Annotated in this window: 16 protein-coding genes and 2 pseudogenes (1 of these 18 only partly in view); 15 read left to right on the top strand and 3 right to left on the bottom strand. The window is 38.6% G+C overall.

Annotated elements, in window-relative coordinates; genetic code table 11:
* The 3 genes and pseudogenes from L647_RS1000000126255 to L647_RS0115070 form a co-directional block, all read left to right on the top strand.
* Positions 1-387, top strand: a pseudogene (locus L647_RS1000000126255) (IS4 family transposase); the annotation flags it as partial.
* A gap of 84 nt (positions 388-471) precedes the next feature.
* On the top strand, positions 472-1,401 hold the full coding sequence (lpxL, locus tag L647_RS0115075) for an LpxL/LpxP family Kdo(2)-lipid IV(A) lauroyl/palmitoleoyl acyltransferase (RefSeq protein WP_024611805.1): 930 nt from the start codon (positions 472-474) through the stop codon (positions 1,399-1,401).
* Between the two features lie 41 nt (positions 1,402-1,442).
* Entirely contained in the window at positions 1,443-2,015 is a 573-nt protein-coding gene (locus L647_RS0115070) for a toxin co-regulated pilus biosynthesis Q family protein (RefSeq protein WP_024611804.1), read from the top strand.
* 56 nt (positions 2,016-2,071) lie between these two features.
* On the opposite strand, the gene glnE is transcribed toward L647_RS0115070, so the two are convergent.
* The gene (gene glnE / locus L647_RS0115065; RefSeq protein WP_024611803.1) at positions 2,072-4,867 is read right to left on the bottom strand and encodes a bifunctional [glutamate--ammonia ligase]-adenylyl-L-tyrosine phosphorylase/[glutamate--ammonia-ligase] adenylyltransferase; all 2,796 of its coding nucleotides are present in this window, start codon (positions 4,865-4,867) and stop codon (positions 2,072-2,074) included.
* A gap of 78 nt (positions 4,868-4,945) precedes the next feature.
* Here glnE and L647_RS0115060 point away from each other — a divergent pair, with 78 nt between their 5' ends.
* The 6 genes from L647_RS0115060 (at position 4,946) to ruvX (ending at position 9,588) form a co-directional block, all read left to right on the top strand.
* Entirely contained in the window at positions 4,946-5,839 is an 894-nt protein-coding gene (locus L647_RS0115060; RefSeq protein WP_024611802.1) for a hypothetical protein, read from the top strand.
* 85 nt (positions 5,840-5,924) lie between these two features.
* Positions 5,925-6,383: a hypothetical protein gene (locus L647_RS0115055; protein WP_029880504.1), complete on the top strand. Its 459-nt coding sequence runs from the start codon at positions 5,925-5,927 to the stop codon at positions 6,381-6,383.
* A gap of 276 nt (positions 6,384-6,659) precedes the next feature.
* Positions 6,660-7,394, top strand: coding sequence for a 16S rRNA (uracil(1498)-N(3))-methyltransferase (rsmE, locus tag L647_RS0115050; protein ID WP_024611801.1), 735 nt, complete (start codon positions 6,660-6,662; stop codon positions 7,392-7,394).
* Positions 7,395-7,448: 54 nt separating this feature from the next.
* Positions 7,449-8,399 (top strand): glutathione synthase, encoded by a 951-nt coding sequence (gshB, locus tag L647_RS0115045; RefSeq protein ID WP_024611800.1) that lies wholly within the window; start codon positions 7,449-7,451, stop codon positions 8,397-8,399.
* Between the two features lie 155 nt (positions 8,400-8,554).
* On the top strand, positions 8,555-9,112 hold the full coding sequence (locus L647_RS0115040; protein WP_024611799.1) for a YqgE/AlgH family protein: 558 nt from the start codon (positions 8,555-8,557) through the stop codon (positions 9,110-9,112).
* A gap of 26 nt (positions 9,113-9,138) precedes the next feature.
* A complete protein-coding gene (gene ruvX, locus L647_RS0115035) occupies positions 9,139-9,588 on the top strand; it encodes a Holliday junction resolvase RuvX (protein WP_024611798.1) in 450 nt (149 codons plus the stop codon).
* Between the two features lie 77 nt (positions 9,589-9,665).
* On the opposite strand, the gene L647_RS0115030 is transcribed toward ruvX, so the two are convergent.
* Both L647_RS0115030 and L647_RS0115025 read right to left on the bottom strand, forming a co-directional pair.
* Positions 9,666-10,793 carry a PilT/PilU family type 4a pilus ATPase gene (locus L647_RS0115030; protein ID WP_024611797.1) on the bottom strand — a complete coding sequence of 376 codons (1,128 nt, stop codon included), beginning with the start codon at positions 10,791-10,793 and terminating at the stop codon, positions 9,666-9,668.
* A 9-nt stretch (positions 10,794-10,802) separates the two neighbouring features.
* Positions 10,803-11,843: a type IV pilus twitching motility protein PilT gene (locus L647_RS0115025; RefSeq protein WP_024611796.1), complete on the bottom strand. Its 1,041-nt coding sequence runs from the start codon at positions 11,841-11,843 to the stop codon at positions 10,803-10,805.
* A 2-nt stretch (positions 11,844-11,845) separates the two neighbouring features.
* On the opposite strand from L647_RS0115025, the gene L647_RS0115020 reads away from it, so the two are divergent.
* From L647_RS0115020 to hemW, 6 genes and pseudogenes are all read left to right on the top strand, one after another.
* The gene (locus tag L647_RS0115020; protein WP_024611795.1) at positions 11,846-12,559 is read left to right on the top strand and encodes a YggS family pyridoxal phosphate-dependent enzyme; all 714 of its coding nucleotides are present in this window, start codon (positions 11,846-11,848) and stop codon (positions 12,557-12,559) included.
* Between the two features lie 17 nt (positions 12,560-12,576).
* Positions 12,577-13,398 (top strand): pyrroline-5-carboxylate reductase, encoded by an 822-nt coding sequence (gene proC / locus L647_RS0115015; RefSeq protein WP_024611794.1) that lies wholly within the window; start codon positions 12,577-12,579, stop codon positions 13,396-13,398.
* A gap of 27 nt (positions 13,399-13,425) precedes the next feature.
* Positions 13,426-13,959, top strand: a complete 534-nt coding sequence (locus tag L647_RS0115010) for a YggT family protein (protein WP_024611793.1) — start codon at positions 13,426-13,428, stop codon at positions 13,957-13,959.
* Between the two features lie 371 nt (positions 13,960-14,330).
* Positions 14,331-14,774: a DUF4426 domain-containing protein gene (locus tag L647_RS0115005; protein ID WP_024611792.1), complete on the top strand. Its 444-nt coding sequence runs from the start codon at positions 14,331-14,333 to the stop codon at positions 14,772-14,774.
* 4 nt (positions 14,775-14,778) lie between these two features.
* Positions 14,779-15,378, top strand: coding sequence for an RdgB/HAM1 family non-canonical purine NTP pyrophosphatase (gene rdgB / locus L647_RS0115000; RefSeq protein WP_024611791.1), 600 nt, complete (start codon positions 14,779-14,781; stop codon positions 15,376-15,378).
* A pseudogene (hemW, locus tag L647_RS01000000124345) lies at positions 15,375-16,446 on the top strand (radical SAM family heme chaperone HemW); it runs 66 nt beyond the window's last position. The gene rdgB and the pseudogene hemW overlap by 4 nt, the downstream one beginning before the upstream one ends.

Here is a 16,446-nt window from a genome sequence, read left to right as displayed (position 1 = left end):
CGCTGGGAAATTGAAAATAGCTATGGAGAAATAAAACACCAGATGCTTGAGGATAGTATTCTTTTGCGTAGTCAGACTGTGGATGGAGTCAATCAAGAGCTATGGGGTATATTGCTAGCCTACAATTTAATTCGAGTAGAGATAAGTCGAATAGCCAAAGAGGCTAAAGTCTCCCCGCTGAGAATTAGTTTTGTCATGGCTTTGCGGGATATACAGGATGAAATACTCTGGTGTGCCATCGCTTCGCCAGGTTCAATTCCAAAGAAATTAAGGGCAATGCGAGAACGAGTGAAACGTTATATTCTTCCAGAAAAAAGAAAACGGCCCAAAAGTAGGACCGTTCGAATTTCAAAAACTCGGTACACCATTAAGTCAAAGCATGCTTAACTGAATGGTGTTAGCCAATTGGCGGTTTTTTGTATTTTATAGCGCTTAGCGTTAAACTAGCGTTTTTATTTTAGAGATTTTTTTGTGGTCACCTCATCTCCTTTTAAAGCATCATTTTTAGGTCCCCGCTATTGGCTTACGTGGATTGGCGTTTTATTTTTATATTTAATTTCTTGGTTGCCACAAAAACTACAGCTAACAATGGGCAAACTACTTGGTCGTTTAGTTCATAAGTTTATGAAACGCCGCCGCCATATTGCAGAAGTAAACATTGGTTTATGTTTTCCTAATATGAGCGAAATAGATCAACAAGCATTAGTTTTAAAAAATATGGAAAACACCGGTATTGCTATGGTCGAAACGGGCATGGCATGGTGGTGGCCGCAGTGGCGAGTTAAAAAAGCTTATGGTTCTATTAAAGGATTAGAGCATTTTGAGCGAGTGCAGGCATCAGGCAAAGGTATTTTACTACTTGTGCCACATATTTTGCATCTAGAAATGGCAAGTCGCGTTATGGGTTTAAAGTGCCAAGGTTTAGGCTTTTATCGTCCGCATAATAATGCGTTAATGGAATACTTTACAACTAACGGTCGCCTACGTTCAAATGAGTATTTAATTGGTCGAAAAGACGTTAAAGGCCTATTAAAAGCACTTAAAAATAAAAAGGTATGTTACTACTTGCCTGATCAAGATTACGGTCGTAACCGTTGTGAATTTGTACCATTTTACGCAGTACCCGATGCTGCAACTACCACCGGAACACTTATGTTTGCCGCTAGTAAAAACTGCGAAACAATGAGCTTAATTAGCCGCCGTGATGAAAATGGAAAATATCATTTAGAAGTAATTCCAGAACTCGAAAACTTCCCTAGTGGTGATGATAAAGCTGATGTAACACGCGTTAACCAACGTGTAGAACAATCAGTTAATGCAGCTCCTGAGCAATACATGTGGCTACACCGCCGTTTTAAAACACGACCTGATAAAAATACCCCTTCTTTTTATAAAAAGTAATGGTATAACAATAAAAGGTACAAATATGATGAGTTGCTGTTATGTGGTTTTGGGTTAAACATTTATCGTTCGCCGTTGTATTAATCGTACTCGCCATTTACTTTTTGGTAGGAGAAGGTCCTACGTTTGATATAAGAGACTCTAAAAATGCGGCTGCCGAAGGGCTATCACGTTTTTATGCATCTATTAAAAATCAGGCTAAAAGCGATGAAGAGCGCGACAAATACGTTTTGCAGTTAAAAACCCCAGAACAAACTCTTGATACTGTACTCGCTGAGCGTACTCGTATTGTAAGTCCTATGCCCCCTAACTGGGTGGGTAGCGTAGAGCCTAGGCGTTTTGAAAACGGCTCCACACTTAAAAAAGTACTTAGTGCTTATGCCGATAAAGAAGGCATTGTAATGTATTGGTATTTAAGTAAAGACTACGTAGTTAAAGAGCATTTTAGAGTCGATGGTAATTTCACTTCCGCTTTATACCAAGTTGGACGTGCTATTAACGATGATTTTGAATACGAAGTTTACACATACCTTTGCTTTAAACAGCGTGCTGCTGTTATTACCGAAAAGCCATCTGAGTTTGTCCGAGCTAACTGTTTAAAATTAAAAACTTAAAAGAAACGACTTAAAATAAAAATCCAAGCGTACGCTTGGATTTTTGCTAATTCAATTCAATTCAATTCAAAAATAGCATTCCAAACTTGCGTTATATTAGCTATATCTTGTAAAAATGCTTCTCGGGATACTAGCTTCCCTTGCTGATCTAAACTCAACACATGATAACAAGAGCGGTAATCTATATACGCTTTAATTAGCTGCTGCTTCTGCTCTTTTGTAATGCATCCTATATTAGCTGCATCCGTTAAAATTCTTACATTATCGGAATACACCGTCAGCTGTTCAAATTCTTGAGCATGCTTAAGCACTAAATATTGAGTAATAAATTCAATATCAGCCATTCCACCAATATCTTGTTTTAAATCAAATTGCTCAGTATTTCCTTTGGCAAGATGCCCGCGCATTTTTTCACGCATTTTTATTACATCACTTTTTAGCGTTACTTCATCACGTTGCTGACAAAGAATGTTTTTACGAATTTGTGCAAAACGCTCAACAAGCTCATCTTGACCTAAAATTAAGCGAGCACGAACAAGCGCTTGATGCTCCCACGTCCATGCTTGAGTTTGCTGATAATGATTAAAGCTCTCAAGGTTAATTGCTAATAATCCAGATGCACCTTCAGGTCGTAAGCGCGTATCAAGCTCATATAAAATACCCGATGCGGTACGTGTATTAAATAAATGCATTAAGCGCTGGGCAAGCTTTAAATAAAACTGTCGTGAGTCTATTGGTTTATCGCCATTCGTTTGGCTTGTACCATCGTGATTGTGCACAAAGACTAAATCTAAATCTGAATCGTAACCTACTTCAAACCCGCCTGTTTTACCGTAGGCAATTACAGCAAAGCCTTTATGTTCATTATCAGTACCTGGCGGCATACCAAAGCGTTTAACGGTATTATGCCATGCAATATTAACGGCCTGCTCAACAATTGCCTCTGCTAATACAGTTAAGTGATCGCTTACTTTCATTACATCAAGAACACCCGTGGCATCAGCTGCGGCAATACGTAATTGATGCGTTTGCTTAAACTGCCTTAACGATTCCATTTGTAGCTCTAAGTCATCATGCTCAATACGTAAAAAATATTGTCTTATCTCATCCTTATAAGCACTTAATGGTGTTGGTTTGTAGAGTATTGCGGGGTCAATTAGCTCATCAAGTAATATTGGATAACGAGATATATGCTCACCTATCCACTTACTGTGACAACACAATAGTACCAGTTGCTTTAGTGCGCCTGGATTTTCGTATAGCAACTCTAAGTAAGCAGTACGTGAAATAATTTTATTTAGTATTTGGCAAATCATCGTAAATGCAGCTGCACTGGCTTTAAAGTCGCTTAACTGCTTTAACAATGCAGGCATTAACTTATCTAGGATGTCTCGACCCCGGTTTCCAACATTTACTTTTGAAAGGCGCTGCTTAAAGTTTTGAAGAGGTAATTGCCACTCATCTTTTTGCTCTTTCAAAAAGCTTATATCACCATGATCCCATGCACTAATAAATGCACCTTCGCAGGTATCTAGAGGCTCGGTTTCCTCGCCTATTACATGCGTAAATTCATTATTAACCTGACCCATAACATGCTCTATTTTATTAATAGATGCAGCAAAGTCAGGTTGCTCTAAAAGAAAGTTTAAGCGTTGTTGATTTAGCTCATCGTCTGGCAGTGTTTGTGTTTGTTGATCGTCGAATATTTGTAAATACTGCTCTACCTTACGCAAATAAAGATAATTACTTTTAAGATCTTTTGCTTCTAGTTCGTCAATTACTTGGCTAATTGTTAGTTCTTTTAATGCTTTAAGTAACGATTGAGTTTGTAAATTAGCTTCTCTTCCGCCACGTACCATTTGCAATGCTTGAACAATAAACTCAACCTCGCGAATACCACCCGCCCCTAACTTAATATTATTGGTTAGGCGTTTACGGCGTACCTCTTGGGCAATCATTAGCTTCATTTTACGCAATGATTCTATTACCGAAAAATCAATATAACGACGATAAACAAACGGCTTTAATAGTTTATTAAATTCATCCCAGTATTGATTAGGCGAACCAATTAAACGCCCTTTTAGCATGGCATAACGTTCCCAATCACGACCTTGTTCTTGGTAGTAATCTTCAATTGCATTAAAGCTCATAACCAATGGACCGCTTTCACCAAATGGACGAAGGCGCATATCAACTCTAAATACTTGCCCGTCACCGGTGGTTTGATTAAGTGATGCAATAAGCTTCTGCGCTACTTTTGTATAAAATATTTGCGCTTCAATACTGCGACGACCGCCTTGGGTTTTAATACTGCGAGGGTATGCAAAAATAAGATCTATATCAGAAGAATAATTTAGCTCTTGTCCACCTAACTTACCCATACCAAGCACCATAAGTGGCATAGATTGACCTTGTTCATCCAAAGGCTCGCCATTTACTTTAGCAACTTGCGCATGTGCCCATTCATTAGCGCTGCGAATGAGCATATCTGCAAGCTGGCTAATATATTTAATGCTATCTGAAATTGGGTTATTACAGCATAAATCTAAAAAAGCGACTTTAAGCCAATATTTTTCACGATACTGGCGAAGTTGCTTATGACATTGTGCTTCGTCTAATTCACTCAGATTTAAATTTTCGAAAGGCGATTTTATAGCTCTGTTTTTAATTTCGTCTTTGCATAACAACCACGAGATCAAGTCAGGCTGCGAATCTAAACACCGCCATGCAAAGTCGCTAAGCGCTAGTAACCTTACAACTTCACTTTCTATATTGTTATGTGGGTACAACGACTCAAAGCGCGTTAAGCCAAGTTTTTGTAATTGAATAGGAAGTTGCTTTACGTTACTCATCAATCCTCTCTTTTATATCATCAACAACCGTACTAGAATGATTAAAACCTAGAAAGGTTAACTCTAATTAGGATTACCATGTCATATTTGTCTTTATCTAACACTAGTTTTGTTGCTATTGCCATTAGTTTTGTCGTTATTTGCATTACTATTTTTCTTTTACGAGTTGTAACTCAAGTCAAAGCAAAACAAGCGCTTAAAGATGAATTAGCGCAGTATGATAACTTTGCTATGGGTATCAGCTTTGCCTCAGAAATATCAGTTGTCATAGCAACCATAGCATTTTTATTTGATGAAATAAGTGTAAATACAGCTCAATCAAATCCATTCAAAGTAGTCGTGTTAATCATTTTGCTATTTTCATTTATAAAAGTAGGGCATTTAATTCATCGTAAATGGATTTTGCACCGTTTTAATGAAGAAGCCGCTATTTTGAAAAAAAACGTATGCGCCGCATTAGTCGATTCAGGAATGTTAATTGCTAATTGTATTATGACCTTGGGTCTTTACACATGGACCCACACACAAGGTTTTAGTAACTTGCTAATCGCGTTTGTCAGCTTTTTTGTGCTGCAAGGTATGTTTGCTTGCGATAGCAAAATACGTGAATACCGATTTGCCAAAGCAAACCAAGGTGCTTCATTACAAAGTAACTTTAATTTAGAAAATACCTCTATTGGTATTCGTTATGCTGGAAAATCAATTGGTTTAGCGCTATCTGTTTACGCAGGTTTATCCAGTGCAGCGTTTCAAAATGGTAAGATGGTTGAAAACTTATTTACACTCGTTATGCATTGCGGTGTAATGTGGGTATTACTTTATTCGTTAACTTATATAATAAAAAAAATATCGTTACCAAATATTGATACCGCTCTTGAGGTCGATCATCAAGATAACATTGGTATTGCTTGCATCGAATTCGCTGTTTTTTGCGCTATAGGCTATTTACTTATTAGCATGTTTTCTATTTAACTCTGAGCTTTTTAAATTAAGTTGCTATAAACGCCTGCATTTAATTAGATTAGTAAACACTTTTGCTTAAATGCATTGGGGTCTTATGCCATTTGATATAACTAACTATCTATTAATTGATATAGATAACGATTTTAGTAGAGCCCTTGCTGGGCACTCTTTTAATAGCTCTGAGAATAATGCTCCAAGCACTTTAGTGATTGCAGGTAATAATATGCGTCAGTTAGTCAAAATGATGTTTGACGAACTAATAAAAGATTACTGCTATTGCGATTTCGAAAATGAAATTAGTGTTTCTGAACTTGCGAGCTATTTGCATGAACATCACGATATAAAGGGTGTTTTATTTAATCACACCGATTATTTACTTGCCGATGAAAAACAACGCTTTATTTATAATTCATTGCATAAAAATCGATTTTTGGTCAGTCAAAGCGAAGATGGTTTTACCTTTAATCCTGTTACTGACCCAGGGCACTCTAACCATTTGTCATGCCATACCGACATAGCAGAAACACCACTTAATCTTATTGAACCAAATTAAATTAGTTACTCTTTACCTCCTACATGGATGTAGATAAAGAGAGCTAAAGTTCTACAGTATTTTAAAAATTGCGTCCTCAATTAAACCTCCCTCGTTTTAACATATTTAATTTTTAAAAATTCCCCCCCCCCTAATAGCAATTAAATCTTTTGGATTAGCCAAGCCCTTGGGAATGACATAATAAATATTTATAAAAATAAATAATTGCACCAACTCCCCTGCTTACTTACCATAGCGGTATATAACTTTTATTCGCTAACCAATAAGTGACACCACATGCGAGTTCCTCATATTTATCAGGCATCGAGTATTGCCTTAAATACTCCCGTTACATTAGATGACGACGCTGCAGGCCATATTGGTCGGGTATTACGTATGAAAGTAGGTGAAAAAGTCTCTATTTTTAATGGTGAAGGTGGAGAATACCTTAGTGAAATTATTGAGATAAGTAAGAAAAATGTTGTTGTAATGCCACAAGAATTAAATCCGCATGATGTTGAATCACCACTTAAAATTCATTTAGGGCAATGTGTTTCTCGTGGTGACAAAATGGATTTCACTATTCAAAAGTCGGTTGAATTAGGTATTACCGAAATCACACCTATTTTTAGTCAGCGCTGTGGCGTTAAACTAATGGGTGACCGCCTTGATAAAAAGCACCAACAGTGGCAAAAAATTGCAATTGCTGCTGCAGAACAATCAGGTCGTAATTTTATTCCAATTATTCATCCACCAATAGATTTAAAGCAATGGCTTGCACAACAAACCGATGCAATTAAGCTAACGCTGCATCCTCGTGCAGAGCACAGTATTAAAACGATTACTGTTCCTAAAGATGGCGTACGCTTTTTAGTGGGGCCAGAAGGCGGCTTTACAGATGATGAAATGGCACAAACAAAACAACAAGAATTTGTAGATATTCGCTTAGGTCCGCGCGTTTTACGAACGGAAACGGCCGCTTTAACGGTCTTAAGTGCATTACAACTTCAATTTGGCGATTTAGCTAATTGAAATAACTAAAAGCACCCTCATATAAACATTAACATTTATAGTAAGGCACAGCGCATGGCAATTAAGTTAGGTATTATTTCAGATCCTATTAGTGGATTTAACATCAAAAAAGACACCGGTTTTGCAATGATGATGCAGGCGCAAGAGCGCGGCTACGAAATTTATTACATGGAGATGGATGACTTATCTCTTCGTAAAGGTAAATCGTATGCAACAGCAGCTAAGGCGCAAGTATTTAACAACGCAGAAAAATGGTACGAACTTGAAGAAAAATCTACCATTGCGCTTGCCGATCTAGATGTGATTTTAATGCGTAAAGACCCTCCTTTCGATACAGAGTACATTTACGCAACGTACATTTTAGAGCGCGCAGAACAAGAAGGTACGTTAATAATTAACAAGCCACAAAGTTTGCGTGATGCTAACGAGAAGCTGTTTACAGCTTGGTTTAGCGAGCATACCCCTGATACATTAGTGACACGTAGCCAAAAACAAATTCGTGAGTTTTTAGCTGAGCATAAAGACATTATTTTAAAACCACTTGATGGTATGGGTGGCGCGTCTATTTTTAGGGTAACTGAAAACGACGCTAATATTGGCGTTATTTGCGAAACATTAACAGAGCACGGTAGCCGCTTTGCAATGGCACAAAATTATATTCCAGAGATCAAACAAGGCGACAAGCGCGTATTGGTTATTGATGGCGAAGTAATTCCGTACTGCCTAGCGCGTATTCCACAAAATGGCGAAACACGTGGTAACTTAGCTGTTGGTGGTAGAGGCGAAGCACGCCCGCTTAGCGAGTCAGATTTAAGAATTGCCCAAGCTGTTGCACCAACGCTTAAAGAAAAAGGCTTAATATTTGTTGGTTTAGACATTATTGGCGATAAGCTAACAGAAATTAATGTTACAGCCCCAACGTGTGTTCGCGAAATTGAAGCTGCATACGATATCTCTATTACAGGTATTTTGTTTGACGCAATTGAAAGAAAGCTAGATAAATAAGCATCTACCTGTCGTTATTAAAAGCACTTTCGTGTCATAAATTTTAATATAGTTGCTAACTATTAATTTTTAAACCGTATGAAAGTGCTTTTTTAGTTTTAAAAACAAAGGTATGTGCCATACTCAAAGTTCATTAACTAAAAAGGGTGAAATCTATGCAGTCATTAGAAAATCATTTTTTAATCGCGATGCCGTCGATGCAAGACCCTCTTTTTAAACGTGCTGTTACCTATATTTGTGAGCACAATGAAGACGGGGCTATGGGCTTGGTTATTAACCAACCTATTAATGTAACAGTTGGCGAACTACTCGATAAAATAGAAATTGATAACGATAAATCCCAACAAGCAGCGCAGGTTGCTGTTTATGCTGGTGGTCCGGTTAAAACCGACCGAGGCTTTGTACTCCACTCTCCAAAACTCGGTTATACCTCAAGCCAAAAGCTCAGTAGTGAAATAATGATTACGACATCAAAAGATGTATTAGCGAGCCTAACTACGTCGCAAGCACCTGATCAATTTATTATTACTTTAGGCTATTCTGGCTGGGAGCAAGGTCAACTAGAGCAAGAACTGCTAGATAATAGCTGGTTGATCATTGAAGCAGATCCAAAGATCATTTTTGATACTCCCGTTGAAAAACGATGGGAAAAAGCAGTTTCAATGTTGGGCTTTGATATTAGCCAACTCAGCCCTGAAGCTGGTCACGCATAACAACTTAAAATTTAAACAAGATAAACATGACAAAAAGAACGCTTAAACCAAAAGGCGAACGAACTGTAATGGGTTTTGACTTTGGTACCAAAAGCATTGGTATTGCTATAGGACAAGAGCTTACTGGTAGTGCGTCTAGCCTTAAAGCCGTAAAAGCACAAGATGGCATACCTAACTGGGATGACATTGCAGTACAAGTAACCGAGTGGGAACCCGACTTAATGGTTGTTGGTTTACCATTAAACATGGATGGCACCTCACAGGAGGTTACGTTCAAAGCTAAAAAGTTTGCCAACAGGTTGCATAACCATTACGCCATACCTGTGGAAACACAAGATGAACGCTTAACAACCGCTGATGCTAAAGCACGTTTATTTGAGCAAGGTGGTTACAAAAAGTTAGGTAAAGGAAACGTAGATAATATGTCTGCGGTTATTATTTTAGAAAGTTTTTTTGAATCTAGCTACGGTGAATAAGCCTGCTATATAAACAACTCGTTATATAAATAAATAGCGCCGACATTGGCGCTTTTTTTATTCGATTTAAAAATTAATTACTCTTTTTCGCCCATTCCATCAACGGTAACGCCTTGTAAGAACCCTGCTCCTTGCTGCTCGTTGTTTCGCAGCTTGATCATTAAGCGTAGATCGTTAGGCGAGTCGGCATGATGCAACGCATCTGCGTAGTTAATTCGCTCTTGTCTATAAAGCTCAAACAATGCTTGGTCAAAGGTTTGCATACCCATTTCTTTCGACTTAGCCATTGCTGTTTTAATGCCACCAATATCGCCACTTTTAATGAGTTCTGCAATCATTGGTGAATTAAGTAATATTTCGATTGCAGCAACACGGCTTTCGCCATCAGAAGTTGGTACTAATTGCTGCGCCACGATAGCACGTAAATTAAGTGCTAAATCGTACTTGAGCTTATCGTGTTTTTCTTTTGGTACTAAATGCATAATACGGTCAATGGCTTGGTTAGCATTATTAGCATGCAGTGTAGCTACACATAAGTGACCTGTTTCAGCAAAGCTTAATGCGTACTCCATGGTTTCTTGTGAGCGTATTTCACCAATCAAAATTACATCGGGAGCTTGGCGTAATGAACTCTTCAGTGCTGATTCAAAGCTTTCAGTATCAAGCCCTACTTCTCGTTGAGTAATAATACTTTTACGATGCTCGTGTACAAATTCAATCGGATCTTCAATAGTGAGAATATGGCCACGTTGATTACGGTTACGATAACCTATAAGTGCAGCTAACGAGGTAGACTTACCAGTCCCTGTACCACCCACAAATAAAACTAATCCGCGCTTAGACATAATGACATCGGTAAGTGTAGAAGGTAGCCCTAGCTCACTTACATCAGGTATTTGCGTTACTATTCGGCGAATAACCATACCCGCTCTGTCACGCTGCCAAAAAGCTGATATACGAAAACGCCCTTCGTCTGTTGCAATAGCAAAGTTACATTCTTTTGTTTTATGAAACTCTGCTTTTTGCTTTTCGCTCATGGCTGATTCAACCATTTCAAGCGATTGTTCGTCTGTTAACTTTTCATCACTAAGCGCAATAAGCTCACCGTTTATTTTGGCGCTTACTGGTAGTTGGCTCGATACAAATAAATCAGAGCCTTTTTTGTCAATCATTACTAATAAAAAATCGTTTAAAGATAAAGCCATAATAATTCCTTAACCACCAAACTGTGTTTTATCTTGCGCTTTTTCTTTCGCAGCAGTATTAGTAATAACGCCACGATTTACTAAATTAGTTAAGCACTGATCCATTGTTTGCATACCTACAGAGGCACCTGTCTGAATAGATGAATACATTTGTGCAATTTTATCTTCACGTATCAAGTTACGAATGGCAGGAACTGCAATCATAATTTCGTGTGCGGCTACTCGACCACCACCCACTTTTTTAAGTAACGTTTGCGAAATTACTGCGCGCAAAGATTCAGATAACATTGAGCGCACCATTGATTTTTCTTCACCAGGGAACACATCGATAATACGGTCAATGGTTTTTGGTGCAGACGTTGTATGCAACGTACCAAATACTAAGTGACCCGTTTCTGCTGCTGTCATTGCAAGACGAATTGTTTCTAAATCTCGTAGCTCACCAACCAATATTACATCTGGATCTTCACGCAACGCACTACGAAGTGCATTTGAAAAACTATGTGTATCACGATGAACTTCACGTTGGTTAATTAAGCTTAGTTTATTATCGTGAACAAACTCGATAGGATCTTCTATGGTTAAAATATGGTGATGTTTATTTTGATTTATATAATCAACCATAGCTGCAAGTGTTGTCGATTTACCAGAGCCGGTTGGTCCTGTCACTAACACGAGTCCACGTGGGGTGTCGGAGATTGTTTTAAAAATATCAGGAGCCCCCAAATCGTCAAGCGTCAAAACTTCGCTTGGGATCGTACGAAACACTGCTGCGGGGCCACGATTTGAATTAAAAGCATTAACACGAAAACGTGCTAAGTTAGGTACTTCAAACGAAAAATCCACTTCTAGATTTTGTTCATAGTCCTTACGCTGATTATCGTTCATAATATCGTAAACCAGACTGTTTACGTCTTTGTCTTCTAATGCTGGTATATTAATGCGGCGAACATCACCATCTACACGTATCATAGGTGAAACACCTGACGATAAATGTAAATCGGATGCTTTGTGCTGCACACTAAATGCCAACAATTCGGTAATATCCATTTATGACTCCACAACTAACTGATAAATATATGGTTACAATAGCAGAACGACTTACATCCGCCTACGCTAGAATTGCAAATGCGGCAAAAAATGTACAACGTAATAGTAACGAAATTACTTTGCTGGCAGTGTCTAAAACAAAGCCAAGCGAAGATATTATTGCAGCCTATCAACATGGTCAACGCCAATTTGGTGAATCTTATGTTCAAGAGGCTGTAGATAAAATAGCTCAACTACACACATATAGCGACATCATTTGGCATTTCATTGGTCCTATTCAATCAAATAAAAGTGCATTAGTTGCCGAAAATTTTGATTGGGTGCAAAGTGTGGATCGTATAAAAATAGCAAAGCGATTAGACTCACAACGTCCTGATGATAAAAGCCCGCTTAATGTACTTATTCAAGTAAATATAAGTAATGAAGAGGCTAAATCGGGCTGCCACCCAGATGAAATCAGCCAATTAGCTGACTTTATTAATCAGTGTAAACATCTAACATTACGCGGATTAATGGCTATTCCAGCTAAAAGCGATGATCCCTTAACTCAAACTCAATCTTTTGAGCAATTACAAACTTGCTTTGATAAACTAAAGACCCAATATCTTTATATAGATACTTTGTCGATGGGAATGAGTAACGATGTTGAAGCCGCGATTAGCGCAGGATCAACTATGGTTAGAATCGGCACAGACATTTTTGGAACACGAACTTAAAAGGTGATAACAGATTTATGTCAGATAAAAAAATCGCATTTATAGGCACAGGTAATATGAGCTACGCCATTATTGGTGGCATGGTAAAAAACGGTTTTAACGCAAGTAATATCATTGCGACTAACCGAAACCAAGAAAAGCTTGCAAAGGTAGCAGCCGACTTTAAGGTGCAAACCACCAGTGACAATAACGAAGCCCTTCGCGATGCTGACGTAATTGTTTTGTCTGTTAAGCCACAAATGATGGGCGATTTATGCAAATCGTTTCAAGAGTCTGGCGTAGACTTTAGCGATAAACTATTTATTTCGGTTGCAGCTGGCTTAACTGTAAAACGTTTACGTGAAATGCTTGGTCAAGAAGTGAAAATGGTACGTTGTATGCCAAATACACCTTCGTTGCTTGGTCGTGGTGTATCTGGTTTATATGGTGCAGGCGAAACACAAAGTGAGCACGAATTTGTACAACAAGTTTTTGAATGCACCGGCATTGTTGTGTGGGTTGAACAAGAGTCGCAAATTAACGACATTATTGCCGTTACCGGTTCATCACCTGCTTACTTCTTCTTATTTATGGAAGCTATTGAAGAAAAAGCTAAAGCGCTGGGTTTTAACGATGAAGATGCGCGTCGCTTAGTACAACAAACAGCACTTGGCGCAGCTGAAATGGCACTTAGCCAACCAGATATTACTATCTCGCAGTTACGCTCAAACGTAACATCAAAAGGTGGTACTACTCATGCTGCTGTTGAGCACTTAAAAGATCAAGGCTTAACAAAAACCGTTGGCGATGCTATGGATGCGTGTATTGCCCGTGCAGAGCAAATGGAAAAAGAACTTTAAGCTTATTTTACTTTAAAGGTAAAACTTATGAATACCATACAGTTTTTGATCAGTACCCTATTTGATTTATTTTTAATGGTGGTATTACTGCGTTTTTGGTTACAGTGGGCAAAAGCCGACTTTTATAATCCAATGAGCCAGTTTGTGGTTAAAGCCACTTCGTTTGCAGTAAAGCCTCTGCGTAAAATCATTCCTGGATTTGGTGGGCTTGATTTAGCATCACTATTACTTGCGTTTATTGTTGCAGTAGCCAAAATAAGTACTTTAATGCTTGTGTTATATGGTGGATGGGCAATACAGCCTGTAATTATTCAAGCATTAATAACCGTGTTAAAAGAAGGTCTTAATTTAGTGTTTTGGGTACTTATTATTCGCGCTATTTTGAGCTGGGTTAGCCAAGGTTATAACCCTATTGAGGCGGTTTTCCACCAGCTTACTGAACCAATGCTAAAGCCAATTCGTAAGGTATTACCATCAATGGGCGGCTTAGATTTATCAGTTTTAGTGCTTATTATTGGTATTCAAGCTTTGCAAATGCTGCTTATGGACTTTTTAGTTTAATATAGGTTTTTAGGCAAGGCAGAGCCTATGTAGTGTGGTTACTCCCCATAAATAGGCGATAACGCAGCATAAAGACCAAACATGCGCTGCCCAAAGGGTTCTTTCTAGGGGCGATTAACTCTTTGTTGCCTACATGAATGTAGGTAAGGGGCGTGAGCAGGACGCGGAAGCTTTGCTCGGTTTTTACTTATTCTTACATGGATGTAAGTCAGTAGAATAACGCAGGAGCAGTTATCGAGCCCACTAGGTTACAAACCTCGCGCCGCGATTTAATCGCCCCTAGATTGAACAAATTTTAATCCACAAAGATTAACACGCCCTAATTAAAGAGGCCCAAGGGCCTCTTTTTTATATGTTTTAAGGAATACATAATGAACCGTTTAATTAAGTTTTGTTTTATTGCTTGTTTAGCATTTGCGTTTAACGCGCAAAGTGAAGAAATGCAAGGAGCACAGTATAAAGAGCTTGGCCCTTGGCAAGTACATTACATCGCCTTTCCTTCTACCTTTATTCAGCCAAAAATAGCAAAAGCGTATAACCTTGAGCGAAGTGGATACAAAGGTATTGTAAATATTTCCATATTAAAAAATGATGCCGAAAACACAGCCCAAACAGCAAAGCTTACTGGCACAGCTAGAAACCTACTTGGCAACAAACAAACACTTACTTTTAAAGAAGTAAAAGAAGGTGATTCTATTTACTACCTTGCCCAAGTTGACTATACCAACGAAGAGATTTTACGCTTTGAGATTGAAATACAACAAAATAATCAATTTCAAAAATTACAGTTTCAGCAAAAATTTTATGTAGATTAATAATATGACTAAAACTTTAGTACTTGCTACAGGTAATCCTGGCAAAGTAAACGAGCTGGCTAATATGCTAAGCCCTCTTAATATTAATGTAGTTCCACAGAGTAATTTTAACGTAGGTGAAGTTGCTGAAACTGGCACTACCTTTGTTGAAAATGCCATAATTAAAGCGCGCCATGCGGCTAAAATTACTGGTATGCCCGCTATTGCCGACGATTCAGGTTTAGAAGTAGACGGCTTAAATGGCGCACCTGGTGTGTATTCTGCCCGTTTTGCAGGTGCTGACGCTAGCGATCAAGATAATATTGATAAATTACTCGTTGATTTAGGCGACAATCCTATTCGCAGTGCGCGCTTTTGGTGTGTACTGGTATTAATGCGCCACGCAAACGATCCTACTCCACTTATTTGCAGTGCAAGCTGGGAAGGCGAAATTACACTAACTCAAAATGGTAATGGTGGTTTTGGTTACGATCCGGTATTTTTTGTACCAGAACAAAATTGTACAAGTGCTGAGCTCACAAAAGAGCAAAAAAATGCAGTAAGCCATCGTGGTCAAGCACTGCAAAAATTATTGCTAGAGTTAAAGCAAAAAGGCGGCCTGTGAACCTTCCACCACTGAGCTTATATGTGCACGTGCCTTGGTGCGTGCAAAAATGCCCGTACTGCGATTTTAATAGCCACGGACAAAAAGGTGAAATACCTGAAGCTGAATATGTTCAGCATTTAATTGATGATTTAAAAGCTGATTTGCATTTAGTGCAAGGGCGTAAAATTCATAGTATTTTTATTGGTGGAGGCACTCCTAGTCTATTAACTGGTGCAGCCTACACCCGCTTACTAAAAGAAGTCGACAGTCTAATTGGACTTGAAGAGCACTGTGAAGTTACCTTGGAAGCCAACCCTGGCACAGTAGAAACAGGTCGCTTTAAAGATTACGTAAAAGCAGGTATTAACCGTATTTCTATTGGCGTGCAAAGCATGCAAAACGACAAGCTAAAAGCACTTGGTCGGATTCATGGCAGCGACGAGGCTAATTATGCCGCGCAACAAGCTAAAGAAGCTGGTTTAAACAGCTTTAATCTTGATTTAATGCACGGTTTACCTGGGCAAACACTTGACGATGCATTGAGTGATTTAAAGCAGATCATTGCACTCGATCCTCCCCATATATCTTGGTATCAACTAACTATTGAACCCAACACTCAATTTGCTTCAAAGCCTCCTACCTTGCCACAAGACGAAACACTGTGGGACATTCAAGAGCAAGGGGTAGAGTTACTCGCTCAAGCAGGTTACATACAATACGAAATATCAGGCTACGCAAAAGCGGGCTATCAATGCCAACATAACTTGAATTATTGGCGTTTTGGCGATTATCTCGGTATTGGCTGCGGCGCACATGGTAAGGTTACTGATGCAAATACAGGGCTAATTACGCGTACCGAAAAGGTTAAACATCCACGCGGTTATATGGATTTAATTAAGCCGTATATGTACAAAAGCTGGCATGTGGAGCAAGACGATTTAGCATTTGAATTTTTTATGAACCGCTTTCGCCTTGTTGAACCTTGCCCAATTAATGATTTTAATAAACTAACAACACTGCCGCTACAAAGTCAGAAAAATGCATTAAACCAAGCAATTAATAAAGGTTTATTGACTCAAACAGACA

Source organism: Pseudoalteromonas sp. TB64, from assembly GCF_000498095.1.
Classification (GTDB): domain Bacteria; phylum Pseudomonadota; class Gammaproteobacteria; order Enterobacterales; family Alteromonadaceae; genus Pseudoalteromonas.
This window is presented reverse-complemented; position numbering and strand designations above follow the sequence as displayed.